Source organism: Enterobacter sp. SGAir0187, assembly GCF_002952735.2.
Classification (GTDB): domain Bacteria; phylum Pseudomonadota; class Gammaproteobacteria; order Enterobacterales; family Enterobacteriaceae; genus Enterobacter; species Enterobacter quasiroggenkampii.
This window is the reverse complement of sequence record NZ_CP025034.2, coordinates 4,678,014-4,698,113: the sequence shown is the minus strand read 5'-3', so window position 1 is coordinate 4,698,113 and position 20,100 is coordinate 4,678,014. Positions and strand designations below refer to the sequence as shown.

The 20,100-nt window shown below is 54.4% G+C and carries 17 protein-coding genes; 10 read left to right on the top strand and 7 right to left on the bottom strand.

All coding sequences use genetic code 11. From position 1 onward, the window contains the following. The first annotated feature begins 100 nt into the window (after positions 1–100). From CWR52_RS22425 to pdeR, 6 genes are all read left to right on the top strand, one after another. The gene (locus tag CWR52_RS22425) at positions 101–511 is read left to right on the top strand and encodes a transporter (protein WP_104950966.1); all 411 of its coding nucleotides are present in this window, start codon (positions 101–103) and stop codon (positions 509–511) included. Positions 512–606: 95 nt separating this feature from the next. Continuing rightward, positions 607–3,702, top strand: coding sequence for a multidrug efflux RND transporter permease subunit (locus tag CWR52_RS22420; protein ID WP_104950965.1), 3,096 nt, complete (start codon positions 607–609; stop codon positions 3,700–3,702). A 270-nt stretch (positions 3,703–3,972) separates the two neighbouring features. Next, entirely contained in the window at positions 3,973–4,761 is a 789-nt protein-coding gene (fabI, locus tag CWR52_RS22415; protein WP_003856831.1) for an enoyl-ACP reductase FabI, read from the top strand. 159 nt (positions 4,762–4,920) lie between these two features. After that, the gene (locus CWR52_RS22410; protein ID WP_104950799.1) at positions 4,921–5,907 is read left to right on the top strand and encodes a CMD domain-containing protein; all 987 of its coding nucleotides are present in this window, start codon (positions 4,921–4,923) and stop codon (positions 5,905–5,907) included. 88 nt (positions 5,908–5,995) lie between these two features. Beyond that, the gene (locus tag CWR52_RS22405; RefSeq protein ID WP_032647557.1) at positions 5,996–7,930 is read left to right on the top strand and encodes an exoribonuclease II; all 1,935 of its coding nucleotides are present in this window, start codon (positions 5,996–5,998) and stop codon (positions 7,928–7,930) included. 323 nt (positions 7,931–8,253) lie between these two features. Continuing rightward, positions 8,254–10,245, top strand: a complete 1,992-nt coding sequence (gene pdeR, locus CWR52_RS22400) for a cyclic di-GMP phosphodiesterase (protein WP_104950798.1) — start codon at positions 8,254–8,256, stop codon at positions 10,243–10,245. Here the strand turns inward: pdeR and CWR52_RS22395 are convergent. After that, on the bottom strand, positions 10,242–11,111 hold the full coding sequence (locus CWR52_RS22395; protein ID WP_032674921.1) for a crotonase/enoyl-CoA hydratase family protein: 870 nt from the start codon (positions 11,109–11,111) through the stop codon (positions 10,242–10,244). The genes pdeR and CWR52_RS22395 overlap by 4 nt on opposite strands. A 193-nt stretch (positions 11,112–11,304) precedes the next feature. Between CWR52_RS22395 and CWR52_RS22390 the strand changes: the two genes are divergently transcribed. From CWR52_RS22390 to osmB, 3 genes are all read left to right on the top strand, one after another. Further along, positions 11,305–11,487, top strand: a complete 183-nt coding sequence (locus CWR52_RS22390) for a hypothetical protein (protein WP_045908883.1) — start codon at positions 11,305–11,307, stop codon at positions 11,485–11,487. 44 nt (positions 11,488–11,531) lie between these two features. Next, on the top strand, positions 11,532–12,284 hold the full coding sequence (locus tag CWR52_RS22385) for a DNA-binding transcriptional regulator YciT (protein WP_045908884.1): 753 nt from the start codon (positions 11,532–11,534) through the stop codon (positions 12,282–12,284). A gap of 260 nt (positions 12,285–12,544) precedes the next feature. Next, positions 12,545–12,763, top strand: a complete 219-nt coding sequence (gene osmB, locus CWR52_RS22380; protein ID WP_008501216.1) for an osmotically-inducible lipoprotein OsmB — start codon at positions 12,545–12,547, stop codon at positions 12,761–12,763. 105 nt (positions 12,764–12,868) lie between these two features. On the opposite strand, the gene yciH is transcribed toward osmB, so the two are convergent. The 5 genes from yciH to pgpB all read right to left on the bottom strand — a co-directional run bounded on the left by yciH (position 12,869) and on the right by pgpB (position 16,518). After that, the gene (gene yciH / locus CWR52_RS22375; RefSeq protein ID WP_104950797.1) at positions 12,869–13,195 is read right to left on the bottom strand and encodes a stress response translation initiation inhibitor YciH; all 327 of its coding nucleotides are present in this window, start codon (positions 13,193–13,195) and stop codon (positions 12,869–12,871) included. After that, positions 13,195–13,932 (bottom strand): orotidine-5'-phosphate decarboxylase, encoded by a 738-nt coding sequence (pyrF, locus tag CWR52_RS22370; protein ID WP_032674923.1) that lies wholly within the window; start codon positions 13,930–13,932, stop codon positions 13,195–13,197. Before pyrF ends, yciH begins: the two co-directional genes overlap by 1 nt. Positions 13,933–14,117: 185 nt before the next feature. Further along, entirely contained in the window at positions 14,118–15,287 is a 1,170-nt protein-coding gene (gene lapB / locus CWR52_RS22365) for a lipopolysaccharide assembly protein LapB (RefSeq protein ID WP_104950796.1), read from the bottom strand. Between the two features lie 6 nt (positions 15,288–15,293). Further along, positions 15,294–15,602 (bottom strand): LapA family protein, encoded by a 309-nt coding sequence (locus CWR52_RS22360; protein WP_104950795.1) that lies wholly within the window; start codon positions 15,600–15,602, stop codon positions 15,294–15,296. A 148-nt stretch (positions 15,603–15,750) separates the two neighbouring features. Further along, entirely contained in the window at positions 15,751–16,518 is a 768-nt protein-coding gene (gene pgpB / locus CWR52_RS22355; protein ID WP_104950793.1) for a phosphatidylglycerophosphatase B, read from the bottom strand. Between the two features lie 197 nt (positions 16,519–16,715). On the opposite strand from pgpB, the gene ribA reads away from it, so the two are divergent. Continuing rightward, entirely contained in the window at positions 16,716–17,306 is a 591-nt protein-coding gene (gene ribA / locus CWR52_RS22350; RefSeq protein ID WP_008501210.1) for a GTP cyclohydrolase II, read from the top strand. Between the two features lie 35 nt (positions 17,307–17,341). Here ribA and acnA read toward each other — a convergent pair whose 3' ends face one another. Then, the gene (gene acnA, locus CWR52_RS22345; protein ID WP_104950792.1) at positions 17,342–20,017 is read right to left on the bottom strand and encodes an aconitate hydratase AcnA; all 2,676 of its coding nucleotides are present in this window, start codon (positions 20,015–20,017) and stop codon (positions 17,342–17,344) included. Positions 20,018–20,100: the final 83 nt, after the last annotated feature.

Sequence of the window (20,100 nt, the reverse complement as noted above, 5' to 3'; positions counted from 1 at the left end):
CAGTCAATAAAGACTCGACAATGTCCGTTCAAAATCGCTAATGAGGCATAACGCGTTGTGCATTGCGCGCTGCAAATTACCACTGTTTCTTAAAGATTTTATGAAGTTGGCTGAAGTAATGAACATGGAACTTTCTAAATATTTTTCTCCTAAAAAACTGGGTATATATTCCCTGTTTCTGCTGCTGTCATGGGGATTACTTTATACCTGGCTGGTGCTGGTACACAGAATGGATGAGAAAGTCGCCTCGACGCTGCTCTCTTCACCCCTTATCTATGGCTGCATCGCATTGTCAGTGATTTTTCTGGTCATACAAAATAAAGCCGGCGCGTTCATTGAGCTACTTATCATCGCCTTCTGGCTGATGGTGATTTTTGTTTATCTCATTATTACGTTCACCGTGCTGTTAAACGCGATACCCGATATTGAGGACCTGATCTTTTACTATGAATGTTATTTGATCATTTTTTTTGGTGGAGCACCGCTGTACCTCATTATGAGAATGATCTGAGCCCTTGCTCCACACGGCCTCCATAAACCGCCCACTTCCGCTAAACAGGTGCGCGGTAGAGTCTCTGCCTCACTCTTTTGCACAAAAATAACCCAATGCCTCATTTTTTTATCGAACGTCCCATTTTCGCCTGGGTTGTGGCGCTGTTTATCGTCCTGACGGGTCTCCTGTCTATTCCTCGTTTGCCGGTGGCGCAGTATCCGGCGGTGGCTCCGCCAGGCATCATTATTTCCGTCAGTTACCCGGGGGCCAGCCCCGATATCATGAATACGTCGGTAGTATCGTTAATCGAGCGCGAAATCTCTGGCGTAGACAATTTGCTCTACTTCGAATCATCCAGCGACACAACTGGGTCGGCATCGATTACCGTCACGTTTAAACCCGGCACGGACATCAAGCTGGCGCAGATGGATCTGCAAAATCAGATTAAGATCGTCGAGCCTCGCCTACCTCAGGCGGTAAGGCAAAACGGGATTAACGTCGAGGCCGCTAACTCTGGCTTTTTAATGATGGTGGGGCTGAAGTCCGCGACTGGTCAATTTGAGGAAGCCGATTTAAGCGACTATTTTGCCAGAAACGTCAGTGACGAGCTTCGTCGCGTGCCCGGCGTAGGGAAAGTTCAGCTGTTTGGCGGCGAAAAAGCGCTGCGTATCTGGCTGGATCCGATGAAGCTCCACAGCTACGGCCTTTCGGTGAGCGATGTGCTTACTGCTGTTGGCCAGCAAAATGCCCTGGTTTCGCCCGGCAAAACGGGAGATGAGCCAGCATCTGCGGGACAAGGCGTAACATATCCCATCACCGTGAAGGGGCAACTCACTTCGGTAGAGGCGTTCAGAAACATTACCCTGAAATCAGATGCATCGGGCGCGAGGCTGAAACTGTCCGACGTCGCGCGCATTGAGTCCGGCCTGCAAAGTTACGCTTTCGGTATCCGCGAAAATGGCGTGCCCGCAACGGCTGCGGCAATCCAGCTCTCGCCGGGTGCCAACGCAATGAGTACGGCTTCAGGCGTACGCGCGCGCATCTACGAGCTTTCCCAGGTATTACCGGAAGGAATGGCGTTTACGGTTCCCTTCGACACCGCGCCGTTTGTGAAACTTTCTATCATGAAGGTTGTTCAGACATTTGTGGAAGCGATGGTCCTCGTCTTCCTGGTTATGCTGCTGTTTCTGCACAAAATTCGCTGTACGCTTATCCCGGCGATTGTTGCTCCCGTCGCCCTTCTTGGCACCTTCACGGTGATGCTGTTGAGCGGCTACTCCATCAATATTCTGACGATGTTCGGCATGGTGCTGGCGATAGGCATTATCGTTGATGATGCCATCGTGGTCGTGGAAAACGTTGAACGTCTTATGGAGGAAAAAAGCCTGTCCCCGCGTGACGCCACGCGGCAAGCCATGCAGGAAATCACCCCGGCGATTATTGGCATCACGCTGGTGCTGACCGCCGTCTTTATCCCCATGGGGTTTGCGGAAGGATCCGTCGGGATTATCTACCGACAATTTTGTATTTCCATGGCGGTCTCCATACTGCTGTCCGCGTTTCTTGCCCTGACGCTGACGCCTGCCCTGTGCGCAACGCTACTCAAGCCGCACAAGGCAGGAAAGAGCGGAGGCGGAAGGTTCGCGGTCGGGTTTAACGCGCGCTTTCATTCGCTCACCGCCAGTTACGAAGCCGGGCTGGGTGCCGTTCTGAAGCGAACCGGGCGTATGCTGCTCCTGTACGCTGCGCTTTGTGCTGCGCTGTTTCTGGGATTGTCTTCGCTACCGTCGTCTTTTCTGCCGGATGAAGATCAGGGCTACTTTATGTCCTCAATCCAGCTGCCTTCTGATGCCACGATGCAGCGCACCCTCAACGTAGTTAAAAAATTTGAAGAGGAAATTGCGGCCCGGCCGGATATTGAAAGCAACATTATGATCCTGGGCTTTGGATTTTCAGGTTCAGGACCAAACTCGGCTATGGCCTTCACCACGCTGAAGGACTGGAAAGATCGGCAGGGCTCGACGGCCCAGGGGGAAGCCGACCGGATACAGGCCAGCATCGCAAACGTCTCTGATGCCGTCACGATGAGCCTGCTCCCGCCCGCCATTTCGGATATGGGCTCCTCGTCGGGCTTCACCTGGTACGTGCAGGACAGAGCGGGACTGGGCTACAAGGCGTTAAAGCGCGCTGCCGACGCGCTGGTACTGCAGGCCAACCAGCGCCCTGAACTGAGTGACGTTTATATAGACGGGCTTCCGGAAGGAACAAGCCTTGCGCTCCAGGTGGACAGAGAAAAGGCGGAAGCAATGGGCGTCTCATTTGATGAAATCAACCAGACGCTCTCCGTCACCCTGGGCTCAAATTACGTCAATGACTATACGAACAACGGCCGCGTTCAGCAGGTGATTATTCAGGCCGATGCGCCCTACCGAATGCAGCCTGAGCAGATACTGACATTATCAGTGAAAAACCGGATGGGACAGATGGTGGCGGTATCGACGTTTGCCACGCTTTCCTGGCACGTTGCGCCGCAGCAGTTGACGCGTTATCAGGGATATTCGGCTATTCGCATTACCGGAAATGCGGCGCCGGGAGAGTCCAGCGGCACCGCAATGAAGGTTATGGAGAGTTTGTCCAGAGATTTACCTCAGGGCATGGCTGGCGAGTGGGCCGGGAGCTCATTGCAGGAGAGAAAATCGGAATCTCAGCTTCCAGGCCTTATCGTCCTGTCGATACTGGTCGTGTTTATGGTGCTGGCCGCCCTGTATGAGAGCTGGTCTATTCCATTTGCGGTCATGCTGGTCGTTCCGCTGGGTCTTATTGGCGCGGTGATCGCGGTGTCCGTTGCCGGCATGACAAATGACGTTTTCTTCAAGGTCGGCCTGATTACGCTTATCGGCCTGTCGGCCAAGAACGCCATCCTGATTGTGGAGTTTGCCAGGCAACTGCATCGCGAAGGGCAACCCCTGCTGGCGGCGACCATTCATGCCGCCAGTCAGCGCCTGCGCCCCATTCTGATGACATCGTTAGCCTTTACCTTAGGGGTTGTTCCTCTGATGCTGGCCAGTGGTGCAAGCGACAGTACGCAGCATGCCATCGGTACCGGCGTATTTGGCGGCATGATTAGCGGTACGCTTCTCGCGATCTTCTTCGTACCGGTTTTCTTTATCGTTATTGCGCGCTTCATCGGCAACATCAGGAAAGCGTGAACACCCTTGCGGGATCGCGCCTCCTCGCTGGTTGGATGAGGCGAAGCTGTTGCCGGGTGATATACTGGACGAATGCTGAAATTTCGCGCCCCCGCGTGTCCGCGACGCATTCTTCGGGGCATACGACTTCGGAGAAGTGCGAGAAATATCGTGACACAAGGGGCTGTGAGTGGGCTATAATTTCGAGCTAATTTCGAATGATTTTGAAATACTGCCTGTAACGCTATGAATTACAAGGCAAAATAAGCAATGAATATAAGGATTAAAGCTATGGGTTTTCTTTCCGGTAAGCGCATTCTGGTGACTGGCGTTGCCAGCAAACTGTCCATCGCATACGGCATCGCACAGGCAATGCATCGCGAAGGCGCTGAGCTGGCGTTCACCTACCAGAACGACAAGCTGAAAGGCCGTGTTGAAGAGTTTGCCGCGCAACTGGGTTCCAGCATTGTTCTGGAATGTGACGTTGCACAAGACGAAAGCATCGACGGCATGTTTGCTGAACTGGCAAAAGCATGGCCGAAATTCGACGGTTTCGTTCACTCCATCGGCTTCGCGCCTGGTGACCAGCTGGACGGCGACTACGTGAACGCGGTAACCCGTGATGGCTTCAAAATCGCGCACGACATCAGCTCCTACAGCTTCGTTGCGATGGCGAAATCCTGCCGCGCGATGCTGAACCCGGGCGCAGCCCTGCTGACCCTGTCCTACCTGGGCGCAGAACGTGCGATCCCTAACTACAACGTAATGGGTCTGGCTAAAGCGTCTCTGGAAGCGAACGTACGCTACATGGCGAACGCAATGGGTCCTGAAGGCGTGCGCGTTAACGCCATCTCTGCGGGTCCTATCCGCACCCTGGCCGCTTCCGGTATTAAAGATTTCCGTAAAATGCTGGCACACTGCGAAGCGGTTACCCCGATTCGTCGTACTGTTACCATTGAAGATGTGGGTAACTCTGCAGCATTCCTGTGCTCTGACCTTTCCGCGGGTATCTCCGGCGAAGTGGTTCACGTTGACGGCGGCTTCAACATCGCTGCAATGAACGAGCTGGAAATTAAATAAGCTGTGACTCTCTTCCCGCCCGGGAAGAGAGTATTCCCCCCCCCCCCGCGTCCCCCCTTCGTTATTCCGTTCTGCTATTTGTTATCACCTAACAATATTTTTCCCTTTATCTGCCTTACGCCAGGATATTGATCGCCATTTTGAGATCAAGGAACGCACATGGAACAACGCCGTTTTTCCGGCAAAGGCCACTGGTATCACGAAACCCAGTCAAACCACGCGCAGACGGATGTTCTGCCCCTGGTGCCCGAAGCCGCTAACGTCGACGATCGTTTTTTGCTCGATTTAGCCTTGCCTGATGAGATTTTCGCCGCCTGTTCTGGCTGGCTTACCCCTGCCAGAGCCTTATGCCACCAGCTGTTTCCGCTCTCAATTCCCGTGAACCGCCTGCATACGCTCAGCGCTTACGATCGGCTCAGTACCGCGCTAACGGTCGCACAGGCCTGCGGCGTTCAGCGGCTCTGTAATCACTACGCCGCCCTCCTCGCCCCGCTTCCCGGCCCGGACTCCTCGCGCGAAAGCAACCGCCGCCTGGCACAGATCACCCAGTATGCCCGCCAGCTCGCCAGTTCGCCTGATGTCATTGATGATAAAGCCCGGAACCAGCTTGATGAGGTGGGCCTGTCCACGTACGACATCGTGGTGATTAACCAGATTATCGGCTTTATCGGTTTTCAGGCGCGCGTGGTCGCGATTTTCCAGGCCCTGTTGGGACATCCTGTTCGCTGGTTGCCGGGGCATCATATTCAGCCGCACACGATCCCCGTGAGCCACGATGCGTGGATGCCGCTTTTACCCGTCGTCGAGCTGCGCTACGCGAATGCGCATCAGCTGGAGTCCCTGTCCCGCTGGCAGGCCGAACCCGCGCTCGAGGCGTTGACGCCGGTGCTTTGTCATGAGCCGACGCTGCTCGACCTGACCGGAGAGATCCTGTTAAACAGCCGCGCAGAGATCCCGCAGACGTCCCCCGCGCTTTCGGCGGCGGTCGAACTGCTGACCCGCTCTCCGGACCGCTTCAGCGCCGCGCAGTTTACCCCGCTCATGGATCAAGGACTCCAGGGCGAATATGCCATCACGCTGCTTACCCAAAGTGCGTTTGATGGCTGGCTCAATCGCCTGAAAGTGGCGTTTGGTAAAGAGGAATAACCACACTCATTACCCAAAGACCGCTTGCTGAGACAGTGAGAATCGCGTAAAACTGTCAGCCGCTCAATGGCTACGAAAATAGAACATTATGTTTCAGGACAACCCGCTGCTAGCGCAGCTTAAACAGCAACTGCATTCCCAGACGCCGCGTGCAGAAGGGGTCGTAAAAGCCACGGAAAAGGGCTTTGGCTTCCTTGAAGTTGACGCGCAGAAAAGCTACTTCATTCCGCCACCGCAGATGAAGAAAGTGATGCATGGCGATCGCGTCATGGCCGTCATTCATACCGAGAAGGATCGCGAGTCCGCCGAACCGGAAGAACTGATCGAACCGTTCCTGACCCGTTTTGTGGGTAAGGTGCAGCGAAAAGACGATCGTCTTTCTATTGTGCCGGATCATCCTCTGCTGAAAGATGCCATTCCCTGCCGCGCCGCCCGTGGTGTTGAGCATGATTTTAAAGAAGGTGACTGGGCCGTAGCAGAAATGCGCCGTCATCCTCTGAAAGGCGATCGCGGTTTTTATGCGGAACTGACCCAGTTCATTACCTTTGGCGCCGATCATTTCGTGCCATGGTGGGTCACGCTGGCACGCCACAATCTTGAAAAGGAAGCGCCGAACGGCGTGGCAACCGAGATGCAGGACGAAGGTCTGACGCGTCGCGATCTTACCGCGCTGGAGTTTGTCACCATCGACAGCGCCAGCACCGAAGATATGGACGATGCGCTGTACGCTGAAGAGAGTGCCGACGGCAAACTGCACCTGACCGTTGCCATTGCCGATCCCACCGCCTGGATTGTTGAAGGCAGCAAGCTTGACGAAACGGCGAAAATCCGTGCGTTCACGAACTACCTGCCGGGCTTCAACATCCCAATGCTGCCGCGTGAACTGTCAGACGATCTCTGCTCGCTGCGTCCGAATGAAGTGCGTCCGGTCCTTGCCTGCCGCATGACCATTGCTGCGGATGGCGCGATTGAAGACGATATCGAGTTCTTTGCCGCCACCATCGAGTCGAAAGCCAAACTGGCCTACGATAACGTCTCCGACTGGCTGGAAAATACCGGTAGCTGGAAACCTGAATCAGACGCCATTGCCGCGCAGATCCGTCTGCTGCATCGCATCTGTCTGAACCGCGGCGAGTGGCGTCAAACCCATGCGCTGGTGTTCAAAGATCGCCCGGATTATCGCTTTGTTCTGGGTGAGAAAGGCGAAGTGCTGGATATCGTGGCCGAACCGCGACGCATTGCGAACCGCATCGTTGAAGAGGCGATGATCTCCGCCAACATCTGTGCCGCACGCGTGCTGCGAGACAAGCTGGGCTTTGGCATTTACAACGTTCATACCGGCTTTGATCCGGCGAATACCGAAGCGCTGGCAGCCCTGCTGAAGAATCACGACGTGCACGTCGATCCGGAAGAAGTGTTGACCCTGCCGGGCTTCTGCAAGCTTCGCCGCGAACTGGACGCGCAGCCATCGGGCTTCCTGGACAGCCGCATTCGTCGCTTCCAGTCCTTCGCAGAAATCAGCACCGAGCCTGGCCCGCACTTTGGTCTCGGCCTCGAAGCCTACGCGACCTGGACGTCACCGATCCGCAAGTATGGCGATATGGTTAACCACCGTTTGCTGAAAGCGATTATCAAAGGCGAAACCGTTGCCCGTCCTCAGGAGGACACTACGCTGCAGATGGCCGATCGCCGTCGTCTGAACCGCATGGCGGAACGTGACGTTGGCGACTGGCTGTACGCACGCTTCCTGCAGGATAAAGCCGGTACGGATACCCGTTTCGCCGCAGAAATCATCGATATCAGCCGCGGGGGGATGCGCGTCCGTCTGGTCGATAACGGTGCTGTCGCGTTTATTCCTGCGCCATTCCTGCATGCTGTGCGCGATGAAATGGTCTGTAGTCAGGAAAACGGTACGGTGCAAATTAAAGGTGAAACAGTTTACAAAGTCACCGACGTGATTGACGTCACCATTGCTGAAGTCCGTATGGAAACCCGCAGTATTATCGCGCGTCCTGTCGCCTGATAACCTGTTCAATTGTCGGTCATTTCCTTTCCGGAAGGGCCGACAATTTTTCTTTTTACCTCCGCCACAAAGGCATTATTTTTTCTTCCTATTTTCAGTCTCCCTTCGCCCAAATTCGCCATAATTATCTACAGTAAAAGAGTGTTGTTATATTCGGTTACGTGAATTTTTATACGCTCAGTATCCTTTTTAACCTGACTCGTTTTATTATCATAAATCAGGGAAAAACAATAAGTTCACTTCGGTTTTACCGCTGTTTCTCAACGGAAAAGTCGACTGCAAATGAATAATTTGTGCGCTAATGAACAGCTGCGGGAGAAAACATGATGGACGATCTGGAGCAGAATTTGCTGTTTCGCTACATGGGGACTCACAGCCCATGGTGGCGTTTGTCAGCTGACAGCAATGCTCTGCACCTTGCCGCCAGTGAAAATGCCGATGTCACTCAGGTGATTGCGCTGGACGACGATCAGGCCGATCTTATCCGTCACTTAACCGTGATTACCTCCAGCATTTCCATGACGCTCTCGTTATTCGGGGAAGACCTCCCGGTTCACCTTGTTGGGCGGAAAATTACCCGTAACGAGTGGGCTGGTACCGCTTCCGCCTGGCATGATACCCCCTCCGTGGCGCGCGATCTGGCGCAAGGGCTCTCGTTCGCGGAACAGGTCGTTTCAGAGGCTAACTCCGTCATTGTTATCCTCGATCAGAACGGCAATATTCAGCGCTTTAACCGACTGAGCGAAGAGTATACCGGCCTGAAAGAGCAGGAAGTGATTGGTCAGAACGTGTTTAAGCTGTTTATGAGCCGCAGTGAAGCGGCAGCCTCAAAGCGCAATATTACCGGTTTCTTCCGCAACGGCAGTTCCTATGAAGTCGAGCGCTGGATCAAAACGCGTAAAGGGCAACGACTGTTTCTGTTCAGAAACAAATTCGTTCACAGCGGCAGCGGTAAAAATGAAATTTTCCTTATCTGTTCCGGTACCGATATTACCGAGGAACGCCGTGCTCAGGAGCGACTGCGCGTGCTGGCCAATACCGATACCATCACCGGCCTGCCAAACCGCAATGCGATCCACGACCTGATTTCTGACGCCATCGACAACCGCGGCGACACGCAGGTGGGCGTGGTGTATCTCGATCTGGATAACTTTAAAAAGGTCAATGACGCTTACGGGCATATGTTTGGCGACCAGCTGTTACAGTCTGTAGCGCTCGCCATTTTGAGCTGTCTGGATGAGAATCAGGTGCTGGCGCGACTTGGTGGTGATGAGTTTATCGTCATGGCCACCAATACCTCTCAGGGCTCTCTGGAAGCGATGGCGTCGCGCATTTTAACCCGCCTGCGCCAGCCGTTCCGAATCGGTCTGATTGAAATTTACACCGGCTGTTCCCTGGGCATCGCCCTCGCCCCGCAGCATGGCAACGACCGGGAAAGCGTCATTCGTAACGCCGATACCGCCATGTACACCGCCAAAGAGAACGGTCGAGGCAAGTTCTGCGTCTTCTCGCCCGAGATGAACCAACGCGTGTTTGAGTATCTCTGGCTGGATACCAACCTGCGTAAAGCGCTGGATAACGATCAGCTCCTGATCCACTACCAGCCCAAAATCACCTGGCGCGGCGAGGTCAGAAGCCTGGAAGCGCTGGTCCGCTGGCAATCACCCGAACGCGGTTTGATCCCACCGCTGGAGTTTATCTCTTATGCCGAGGAGTCGGGGTTGATCGTGCCGCTGGGTCGCTGGGTGATGCTCGATGTGGTTCGCCAGGTGGCAAAATGGCGCGATAAGGGAATAAACCTGCGCGTGGCCGTGAACGTCTCTGCGCGTCAGTTGGCCGACCAGACTATCTTTAGTGACTTAAAGCAGGCGCTGAAGGATCTAAACTTTGAATACTGCCCGGTGGACGTCGAATTAACCGAAAGCTGTCTTATCGAGAACGAAGAGCTAGCGCTCTCCGTGATCCAGCAGTTCAGCAGGCTGGGGGCGCAAATTCATCTCGACGATTTTGGTACCGGCTACTCCTCCCTTTCGCAGTTGGCCCGCTTCCCTATTGACGCCATAAAACTCGATCAATCGTTTGTCAGGGATATTCATAAGCAGTCCATCTCCCAGTCACTGGTGCGCGCCATCGTCGCGGTGGCGCAGGCGTTAAACCTGCAGGTGATTGCCGAAGGGGTCGAAAATGCAAAAGAAGACGCCTTTCTGACCAAGAACGGCGTCAACGAACGGCAGGGTTTTCTGTTTGCTAAGCCGATGCCCGCTGCCGCATTCGAGCGATGGCTAAAACGCTATCAGGCGCGAAAACAGCATTAACTGGCTTTACGCAAGCCCGCCGCGTGATGGCGGTTTTGCAGCATCACCAGACGCTCCATATAGGCGATATCTTTCGGTTCAAGGCAGAAAGCCGCGTCTACCCAGTCCTCCGTGATGTCCATCAGTTCACTGCGCGGCAATTGCAGAACGCGTGTCCGGGCGCGCAGCATCGCCCTCACGCCATTCAGTTTTGGCCGTAGCGTGTCGATGAAGGTTCGGGTGGAGACATAGCTTTGTCCGGGTTCAAACAGGAGATCCACCAGGCCGTGCTGTTCGTACCATTCCGCCGTATGGGATTCCCCTTTGTAGATGAGCTCCTCTGCCAGTTTCATGCCTGAACGGCGTGCAACCAGGGAATATCCCCCCATGCCCGGAAACAGGTTAAAGGCAATTTCGGGGAAACCTAAGCGGGCGTCGCGCTGAGCCAGAACGAAATGGTGCGCAAGAGCGGCCTCAAACCCACCCCCTAACGCGCTGCCTTCGACCATGGCCAGAGAGATGGCCCCCGTATCAAATCCCCGCGAGGCCGCATGCACGCAATCAACGCAGGCGCGCGCATAGGCCCGTAACGCTTCACGTCGACCGTGCTGAATGCACTCAACGAAGAACTGCAGGTCACCGCCCGCGTTATACATTTCGGGAACCAGCGATCCGGTCACCCAAAAATCAACCGCAAAACCAGACTGGCGGACGAGCCATGAAAAATTCATGATCTCCTCTATCAACGCATGGTTGAAGCAAGGCCGTGGCTGAGCCCGTAACATCATCCAGACGGTATGTCGCTCCGCCTCGTAATACCCTGACAGCTGGGTGAACCGTTCAGTATCGGTAAACAGTGTACAGGTAGGCTGATTGATAACTGTCATAGTCTACTTCCTCCTATAAAAAAGCGCGTTGCGCGCAGTTTTAGACTAATCCACTCAATAAGCCCGCTGTATGAGGGGGAATAATTTTATCACTTCCGTTTATGTAATTTAGTTATTGCATTTTTTCCCTTCTCTTTTGAACCCAATTTCTGCATCATTGAAAATATTAACTTTTCGCGCCTGGGGTGAGATCATGTCTACTATTGACGCACAAGCTGTAGCACAACGAATTGATACCGTGCTGGATATCCTGGTGGCGGGCGATTATCACTCTGCTATCCGTAATCTTGAGATCCTGAAGTCTGAACTTCTTGCTCAGCATGGCGCTGACGCTGCGCCCGAAAACAGACAGCCAAAAGCGCCGTGGGAAGTTTAACGCCCACCGTTTCCGACCTCGTTTCGCTTTATTAAATGGATGCTATGAATTCCCGACAACAACTCATTTTGCAGATGGTCATCGATCAGGGACGCGTAAGCGTAGTCGATCTCGCGAAAACCACTGGCGTTTCTGAAGTCACCATCCGTCAGGATCTTAACCTGCTGGAAAAACAGAGCTACCTGCGTCGCGCGCACGGCTATGCGGTCCCGCTGGACAGTGATGACGTTGAGACGCGCATGATGAACAACTACGCGCTCAAACGTGAACTGGCGGAATTTGCTGCCTCCCTGGTGAACAACGGCGAGACCGTCTTTATTGAGAACGGCAGCAGTAATGCCCTGCTGGCGCGCACGCTCGCCGATCAAAAGGACGTTACTATCATCACCGTCAGCAGCTATATCGCGCATTTGCTCAAAGAGACGCGCTGCGAGGTGATTCTGCTGGGCGGTATTTATCAGAAAAAAAGCGAAAGCATGGTTGGCCCGCTGACCCGTCAGTACGTCCAGCAGGTTCATTTCAGCAAGGCCTTTATCGGGATTGATGGCTGGCAACCGGAGACAGGTTTTACCGGCCGGGATATGATGCGCTCTGACGTGGTGAATGCCGTACTGGAAAAAGAGTGTGAAGCCATTGTGCTCACCGACAGCTCTAAATTTGGTGCCGTTCATCCTTACACGATGGGTCCCGCTTCACGCTTTAGCCGTGTGATTACCGATGACCGTTTGAGCGAAGCACATCGCAATAAACTCGAAGAGAGCGGTCTGATCGTCAATATTATTGAAACCAGCGCCTGATTTCCCTCCGCGCCCGAATTTCGGGCGCGCATGTTTTTTCTCTGAGATGATTCTTAGCCCTGCTTTAAGAGTTTTTACCTGTTTAACCTGCCCTAAAGTCGTAAAATTACTGTTAGCGATATAACAGGAAGTGACTATCACCTGCGTGATGAAGTAACGCCTGCGCGACCAGCTTTCACGGGGAAAAGAATTAAGTATTCGATTCGTCTATACTTAACGTGTACATCTTTCCGTGAATCGATAATTCAGGAGAAAGTATTATGACCTTAACCAGCAAAAAATTAGCCGCCGCTGTTCTGGCAATCACTGTAGCAATGTCCCTGAGCGCATGCTCTAACTGGTCTAAACGTGACCGTAACACCGCGATTGGTGCCGGTGCCGGTGCTCTCGGTGGTGCAGTATTAACGGATGGTAGTACGCTGGGTACATTAGGTGGCGCTGCTGTCGGTGGTATTATCGGTCACCAGGTTGGCAAATAATTATTATCTAAGCCTTCCTCGATATTGCGATATTTAAACGCATTTCAGGTCTGACATACGCACGTATATAACACGAGCCACGGCATTTGCCGTGGCTCATTTATTTTAACCGCCTGCCAGTTTAACTTTCATGCCTTTGGCTTCCAGCAGTGATTTTATTAAATCACGTTTATCACCCTGGATTTCAATAACCCCGTCCTTTACGGCACCGCCGCAGCCACATTTCTTTTTCAGCTCGGCCGCAAGCGCTGACAGTTCTGCATCATTCAGATCAATGCCGGAGATAAGGCAGACCCCTTTCCCCTTACGTCCGCTGGTTTGACGCTGAATCCGAACGATACCGTCTCCCTTTGGACGCTCCACTTTGGCTTTCGGTTCGTCTATCCGCCCGGAATCGGTTGAGTAGACCAGACGGCTGTTGGAATCGGTCATTACGCCCCCTTCTTCAGCGATGCATTGATAGCCTTAAGCGTCTCAGCCGGGTTTGCAGACTGCGTCACCGGACGCCCGATAACCATATAGTCTACGCCCGCCGCCAGCGCCTGCTCAGGCGTCATAATGCGGCGCTGATCGCCCACGTCGCTGCCCGCAGGGCGAATCCCTGGCGTGACGAGTTTAAAATCCTGGCCCAGTGCTGATTTGAAACGTACCGCTTCCTGCGCGGAGCAGACAACACCATCCAGGCCGCACTGCTGCGTCAGACGCGCGAGACGTTCAGCATGTTCCGCAGGTGACAACGTCACGCCGAGGTCGCGTAAATCACTTTCGTCCATACTGGTCAGCACGGTGACGGCGATCAGCAACGGCGCGTCCTTACCGAACGGCAGGAGCGCCTCACGGGCGGCGGTCATCATTCTTGCCCCACCCGACGCATGGACGTTGACCATCCATACACCCAGCTCTGCGGCTGCAGCAACGGCGTGGGCCGTGGTATTCGGAATATCATGGAATTTGAGGTCGAGGAAAACGTCAAAGCCGCGCTGTTGCAGATCGCGAACGATTTGCGGTCCAAACAGCGTGAACATCTCTTTGCCAACTTTCAGACGGCAGTCGCGAGGGTCGATACCGTCGACAAACGCCAGTGCAGCGTCACGCTTATTGTAATCAAGCGCAACAACAACAGGAGAATCCGTAATTACACGGGAAGTGGAGGATGTAACAGACGTCATGACCAGCCCTTTTCGTCTATGGGCGCGCAGCGGCGCGGAACAGATAAACGGCCAGCATTCTACCTGCCGCCGCCGCAAATTGACAGGATCCATTTACGCGCCTGCCAGGCCGGCAAACCGCACGGTGTTGAGACACTGCTAAAAGTCTTAAGTATGTTGTAACTAAAATGAAGGCTTTTAAAAAATCACTGCCCGTCAAGGCCGCGGATTGGCTTGATGGTTGACCAGGCCCGGCATGAAGGACAATGCCAGTAGAGGGTATAGGCGGTAAAACCACACTTCTGGCAACGGTAGCGCGGCTTGCTGCGCACCTGTTCGCCAACCATGTCGCGCAGCACCATCAGGCTCTCTTTGGCGCGCCCTTCTTCCGCGTCGTTCAGGTGGTAATCCATCAGCTTATGGAAGACCCGCATCGTCGGATGACGCTGAAGCTGTCGGGTGATATAGACCTGCGCGGTGTCGCCCCCCTCATACTGCTCAACAACGTCAGCGAGCATCAGTTCCGCGGTTGCGCCGGTATTCTCTTCCACGCAGCGACGCAGGAACGCCACCCACTCTTCCCGCTTGTCCAGCTGTTGATAGCAGGTTTGCAGCATTTCCAGCGTTTCACTGACCAGCTCTTTGTCCTGGTCGATAACCCGCAGCAGGCTTTCAACGGCTTTGGCGTAGTCGCCATTCGCCATAAAGACGCGCCCCATCATGATGGAGATTCGCGCGCTGTTACGATCCGCGGCGGCACCTTTCTTCAGCAACGCCATGGCTTTGTCCATGTCGTCATTGCCCATCTGCTGAAGGGCAAGCTCACAGTAGAAATGGGCTATCTCAACGCGCTGCTTATCTTTACCCAGCTTCACCAGCCGTTCAGCCGTATCAATGGCTTTTTGCCAGTCGCTGGTGGCCTGATAAATCTGCAGGAGCTGCTGCAACGCGCCGATGCGGAAATCTGTTTCATCCACCAGCTGAGCGAACATATCTTCCGCGCGATCGTACAACCCCGCAGCCATGTAATCTCGTCCCAACTGCTGTACGGCCAGCAGTCGTTGATCGTAGGTCAGCGAGGCGCTTTCCATCAGGGTCTGGTGAATACGAATGGCGCGGTCAACCTCGCCGCGCGAGCGGAACAGGTTACCCAGGGTAAGATGCGCTTCAACGGTCCCCGAATCCTCTTTCAGCATGTCGAGGAACAGGTCAACCGCTTTGTCCTGCTGATTGCTCAGGAGGAAGTTGACCCCCGCAACGTAGTCGCGGGTAAGTCGGTTGGCCTCATCCTGTTTTGTTTGTTGCGCACTTCTGCGGCCCATATACCAGCCATAGGCTGCGGCGACAGGCAAAAGCAGAAACAACAACTCCAGCATCGTCGATTATTCCTTCACGACCGGCACGGCAGAGCTTTCCGGCATGTCGGACGCAGGCGCAATGTGATGTTCGAGTCGTTTGATTTTACGTTCAGCGCGCGCAAGCGAAACACGGACTTTTAACCAGAACAAACCGCAAACCAGCCAGCCAATGGCAAAGCCTGCAGCAAATAAGACCGCGAGCAGGCTCGACACACGGTATTCACCCTGAGCCAGCAGATAGTTAAACGTCACCTGCTGATCGTTTTGTGCACCCAATGTGACTGAAATGACAAAAATCGCCAATACCAGTAAGAAAATGAGTAAATATTTCACATTACTTCCCGTTATGTGGTTCAAGCGAATAAAGTGTGTTCAACTTACCGCAATCAGCCTTATAAACTACCATTTTAGTGACGGGCGCGAAACGGAAAAAGTGACGCGCACGTCATGGATCTATGGGCAAAATGCGCAATATCAACCGTCAGGCGTCCGTTTGGTCCCTTTCGGCTATTTCTTCTTTCTCTTCCGGCGGTGGCGTTAGCGGGCCGCAGAATCGTTCAGCCAGCCAGGTCGCCAGCATTACCAGCAGCCACGAGATGAGCGTAGCGACGACCAGATCCCGTGGCCAGTGCATCCCCAGCAGTAAGCGGCTGCCCATGACCGCCGTCGCCCAGACCAACAGAATCACGATAGTGACCGTACGGCGTCTTGGCCAAAGCAGGCCAACCCCCAGCAGCGCCCAGCTGGCGGCAAACATGGTATGGCCAGAAGGAAACGCGAACCCGGTCTCTTTCTGCCAGTGTTTTCGCAAGAATTTCGGGATATCCTGCTGTTCCGCAAGCTGTTCTTTGACCAGCGCGCCGCGATCTTTACGCTTTAAAGTGTAGAACTCATCCACCGGAACATGGTGCGTTTTTTCCAGCCAGACGACAAAAGGACGCGGTTCCTGGACGCGATCTTTAACCCAGGACTTCACGCCCTGACCGACAAGGATAGCGCCACCGAGGATAGTAAAGAGCACCAGCGCCGCGCGCAGACGAAAGCGCAGGCACCACAGAAACCAGGCGCACAGGAGAACGTGGGTAATAATTCCCCAGGGCTGGGTCACCGTTTCCGTAATCCAGTATAACGTTTTCAACCACGTGGCGTTCTGTCCGGGCTGCCACATCCACCCGGAAAGCCATACGGCCAAAGGCATAATCAGTAAAATGGCCGCACCTGCTGCCGTACGTCTGGCGATTGAATGCATGTCTTCTCCTTTTTCGCTAAGCGTCACAATCATAACTGAAATTTATTCACCTGGTGGAGATGTCGGATCGTGCGTTTAACGTTCATATAGCATGGTGCCCATTAGGCGAACATGCTGAGCTTGTGGCAAAATAAACTGATACAGAAAGCAAAACAGGGCACAGGCACGAAACGTGTCAGCCTACTCTGGAGAATCACATGCAGCTTAAACGTGTGGCAGAAGCCAAACTGCCAACCCCATGGGGCGATTTCCTGATGGTGGGTTTTGAAGAACTGGCAACCGGACAGGATCATGTCGCACTGGTGTATGGCGACATTTCAGGGCAGACACCGGTGCTGTCCCGCGTCCATTCAGAGTGTCTCACCGGCGATGCGCTGTTCAGCCTGCGCTGTGATTGCGGTTTCCAGCTGGAAGCAGCCCTTTCTCATATTGCTGAAGAAGGCCGCGGCGTGCTGCTTTATCACCGTCAGGAAGGGCGTAATATTGGTTTGCTGAATAAAATTCGCGCCTACGCGCTTCAGGACCAGGGCTACGATACGGTTGAAGCCAACCATCAGCTCGGTTTTGCCGCTGACGAACGTGACTTCACCCTGTGCGCCGATATGTTCAAGCTGCTGGGCGTGGACGAAGTACGTCTGTTGACCAATAACCCGAAGAAAGTGGAGATCCTGACCGAAGCCGGGATCAACATCGTTGAACGTGTACCGCTTATTGTCGGACGTAACCCGAAAAATGCTCATTACCTGGATACCAAAGCCGCCAAAATGGGCCATCTGCTGAAAGAGTAATATAAAAAGCCCGGCACGCCTGCCGGGCTCGTTCATCAATCCAGCATCTTACGAATCACGTAATGTAAAATGCCGTCGTTCTGGTAGTAGGTCAGCTCGGTTGCCGTATCAATACGGCATCGGCAATCCAGCACCTCGGTTTTCCCGTCTGCCCGCGTTAACGTTACCGGCACCGTTTTACCCGGCTGCAGGTTTTGCAGGCCGCTAATGTCAATCTGCTCTTCCCCGGTCAGGCCCAGCGTTTTACGCGTTACGCCCTGCGGGTATTCAAGCGGCAGGATCCCCATACCAATCAGATTCGAACGGTGAATACGTTCGAACGATTCGGCGATGACCACCCGAACGCCAAGCAGGCGCGGACCTTTCGCCGCCCAGTCGCGGCTGGAGCCGGAACCGTACTCTTTACCGGCAATCACCGCCAGCGGCGTCCCTTCCTGTTGGTATTTAACGGCCGCATCATAGATCGACACGACTTCCGTTCCAGGCAGATGACGCGTCATGCCCCCTTCCACACCCGGCACCATTTCGTTACGAATGCGGATGTTGGCAAAGGTCCCGCGCATCATGACTTCATGGTTACCGCGGCGCGAGCCGTAAGAGTTAAAATCGCGGCGTTCGACGCCCCGGCTTTGCAGATAACGACCCGCCGGGCTATCGGCTTTGATACTCCCCGCCGGAGAGATGTGGTCAGTTGTGACAGAATCCCCCAGCATCGCCAGGATACGCGCTCCGTGGATATCCTTAAGTGGCGCGGGCTCGGCCTGCATCTCATCAAAGAACGGCGACAGACGAATATAGGTCGAGTCATCCTGCCAGCCATAGGTATCCGAACTTGCAACATTGATGGCTTTCCATTCCGGCGTGCCTTCAAAGACTTCCGCGTACTCTTTGCGGAACATTTCGGTAGAGACCTTCTCAACGGCCAGCGCGATTTCTCGCGAGGATGGCCAGATATCTTTCAGATAGACAGGGTCATTCTTGCGATCGTGACCAATCGGATCGGTCACCAGGTTGATATTCATGTTCCCCGCGAGAGCGTACGCCACCACCAGCGGCGGCGAAGCAAGCCAGTTGGTTTTCACCAGCGGGTGAATGCGCCCTTCGAAGTTTCGGTTACCGGAAAGAACGGCGCCTACCGTCAGGTCACCCTGCTTGATCGCCGTTTCGATGGGTTCAGGCAATGGCCCGGAGTTACCAATACAGGTCGTACAGCCGTAGCCCACGAGGTTAAAGCCCAGCTCGTCCAGGTACGGCGTCAGTTTGGCCTGAGCCAGGTAATCCGACACCACTTTGGATCCCGGCGCCAGCGAGGCCTTAACCCACGGCTGAGGTTTTAACCCAAGCTCGACCGCCTTTTTCGCCAGCAGACCGGCTGCCATTAATACGCTGGGGTTGGACGTGTTGGTGCAGGAGGTAATGGCGGCAATAACAACCGCGCCATCCGGAAGCTGATACTGATGCCCGTTCAGAACATAATCGACGGGACGATGGTCTTTCTGCGCCACGTTCACTTCCAGGGCATTGCTGGCGGCAAACGCTTTCGGCACGTCAGACAACGCAACCCGATCCTGCGGACGTTTCGGCCCCGCGAGGCTCGCTTCGACGCTTCCCATATCGAGTTCAAGCGTGCTGGTGAAAACAGGCTCATCGCCCGGATTGCGCCACATGCCCTGCGCTTTGGTGTACGCTTCCACCAGCGCGACCTGCTCTTCGCTGCGGCCACTAAGGCGCATGTACTCCAGCGTGACGTCGTCAATGGGGAAAAAGCCGCAGGTGGCACCGTATTCCGGCGCCATATTGGCAATGGTGGCGCGGTCAGCCAGCGGCAGCGAATCCAGACCGTCACCGTAGAATTCAACAAACTTGCCCACCACGCCATGCTTACGCAGCATCTGGGTGACGGTCAGTACCAGATCGGTGGCAGTGATGCCTTCAGAAAGCTTTCCGGTCAGCTTGAAGCCCACCACATCCGGAATAAGCATGGATACCGGCTGGCCGAGCATGGCGGCTTCCGCTTCAATACCGCCGACGCCCCAGCCCAGCACGCCCAGACCGTTGATCATGGTGGTATGCGAATCCGTGCCCACCAGCGTGTCCGGATAAGCGACCCACTCTTTATCCTGCAATTCGCTCCAGACGGCTTTACCCAGATATTCAAGGTTCACCTGGTGGCAAATGCCGGTGCCTGGCGGGACCACGCTAAACCGGCTGAACGCCTGCTGTCCCCACTTCAGAAATACGTAGCGCTCGTGGTTACGCTCCATCTCCAGACGCACGTTTTCGCCAAAGGCGTCATCATCACCGAAGTGGTCAACGGTGACGGAGTGGTCAATGACGAGGTCAACCGGGGAAAGCGGGTTAACTTTTGCCGTATCCCCGCCCAGACGCTTAACGGCTTCGCGCATCGCGGCCAAATCCACCACGGCCGGAACACCGGTAAAGTCCTGCATCAGCACCCTTGCCGGGCGGTAGGCTATTTCTCTGTCGGCATGGGCATTTTCAAGCCACCCTGCCAGCGCCTGGATATCATCGAGGGTGACAGAGTCACCGTCCTGCCAGCGCAATAAATTTTCCAGTAAAACTTTCAATGACTTGGGTAAACGCGAAATGTCCCCAAGCGTTCTGGCAGCCAGCGGCAGGCTGTAGTAATGCCAGGTTTTATTTTCTGCCTGTAATGTGTCCTTACTGGCTTCGCGTAGGGTTAACGACATAAGCTCCTCCTTAATCACAGAGATGCCCTGACAATCATCAGGGCCGTAATTAAAGATAACACAAAGATGTCGTAACGTTTTGA

Bases quoted from the DNA above. Each gene is read 5' to 3' on its own strand.
- CWR52_RS22405 (WP_032647557.1), top strand. From the start codon at position 5,996: ATGTTTCAGGACAACCCGCTGCTAGCGCAGCTTAAACAGCAACTGCAT.
- pgpB (WP_104950793.1), bottom strand. From the start codon at position 16,518: ATGCATTCAATCGCCAGACGTACGGCAGCAGGTGCGGCCATTTTACTG.
- CWR52_RS22420 (WP_104950965.1), top strand. From the start codon at position 607: ATGCCTCATTTTTTTATCGAACGTCCCATTTTCGCCTGGGTTGTGGCG.
- CWR52_RS22410 (WP_104950799.1), top strand. From the start codon at position 4,921: ATGGAACAACGCCGTTTTTCCGGCAAAGGCCACTGGTATCACGAAACC.
- acnA (WP_104950792.1), bottom strand. From the start codon at position 20,017: ATGTCGTTAACCCTACGCGAAGCCAGTAAGGACACATTACAGGCAGAA.
- CWR52_RS22390 (WP_045908883.1), top strand. From the start codon at position 11,305: ATGTCTACTATTGACGCACAAGCTGTAGCACAACGAATTGATACCGTG.
- pyrF (WP_032674923.1), bottom strand. From the start codon at position 13,932: ATGACGTCTGTTACATCCTCCACTTCCCGTGTAATTACGGATTCTCCT.
- pdeR (WP_104950798.1), top strand. From the start codon at position 8,254: ATGATGGACGATCTGGAGCAGAATTTGCTGTTTCGCTACATGGGGACT.
- CWR52_RS22385 (WP_045908884.1), top strand. From the start codon at position 11,532: ATGAATTCCCGACAACAACTCATTTTGCAGATGGTCATCGATCAGGGA.
- fabI (WP_003856831.1), top strand. From the start codon at position 3,973: ATGGGTTTTCTTTCCGGTAAGCGCATTCTGGTGACTGGCGTTGCCAGC.
- CWR52_RS22425 (WP_104950966.1), top strand. From the start codon at position 101: ATGAAGTTGGCTGAAGTAATGAACATGGAACTTTCTAAATATTTTTCT.
- CWR52_RS22395 (WP_032674921.1), bottom strand. From the start codon at position 11,111: ATGACAGTTATCAATCAGCCTACCTGTACACTGTTTACCGATACTGAA.
- ribA (WP_008501210.1), top strand. From the start codon at position 16,716: ATGCAGCTTAAACGTGTGGCAGAAGCCAAACTGCCAACCCCATGGGGC.
- yciH (WP_104950797.1), bottom strand. From the start codon at position 13,195: ATGACCGATTCCAACAGCCGTCTGGTCTACTCAACCGATTCCGGGCGG.
- osmB (WP_008501216.1), top strand. From the start codon at position 12,545: ATGACCTTAACCAGCAAAAAATTAGCCGCCGCTGTTCTGGCAATCACT.
- lapB (WP_104950796.1), bottom strand. From the start codon at position 15,287: ATGCTGGAGTTGTTGTTTCTGCTTTTGCCTGTCGCCGCAGCCTATGGC.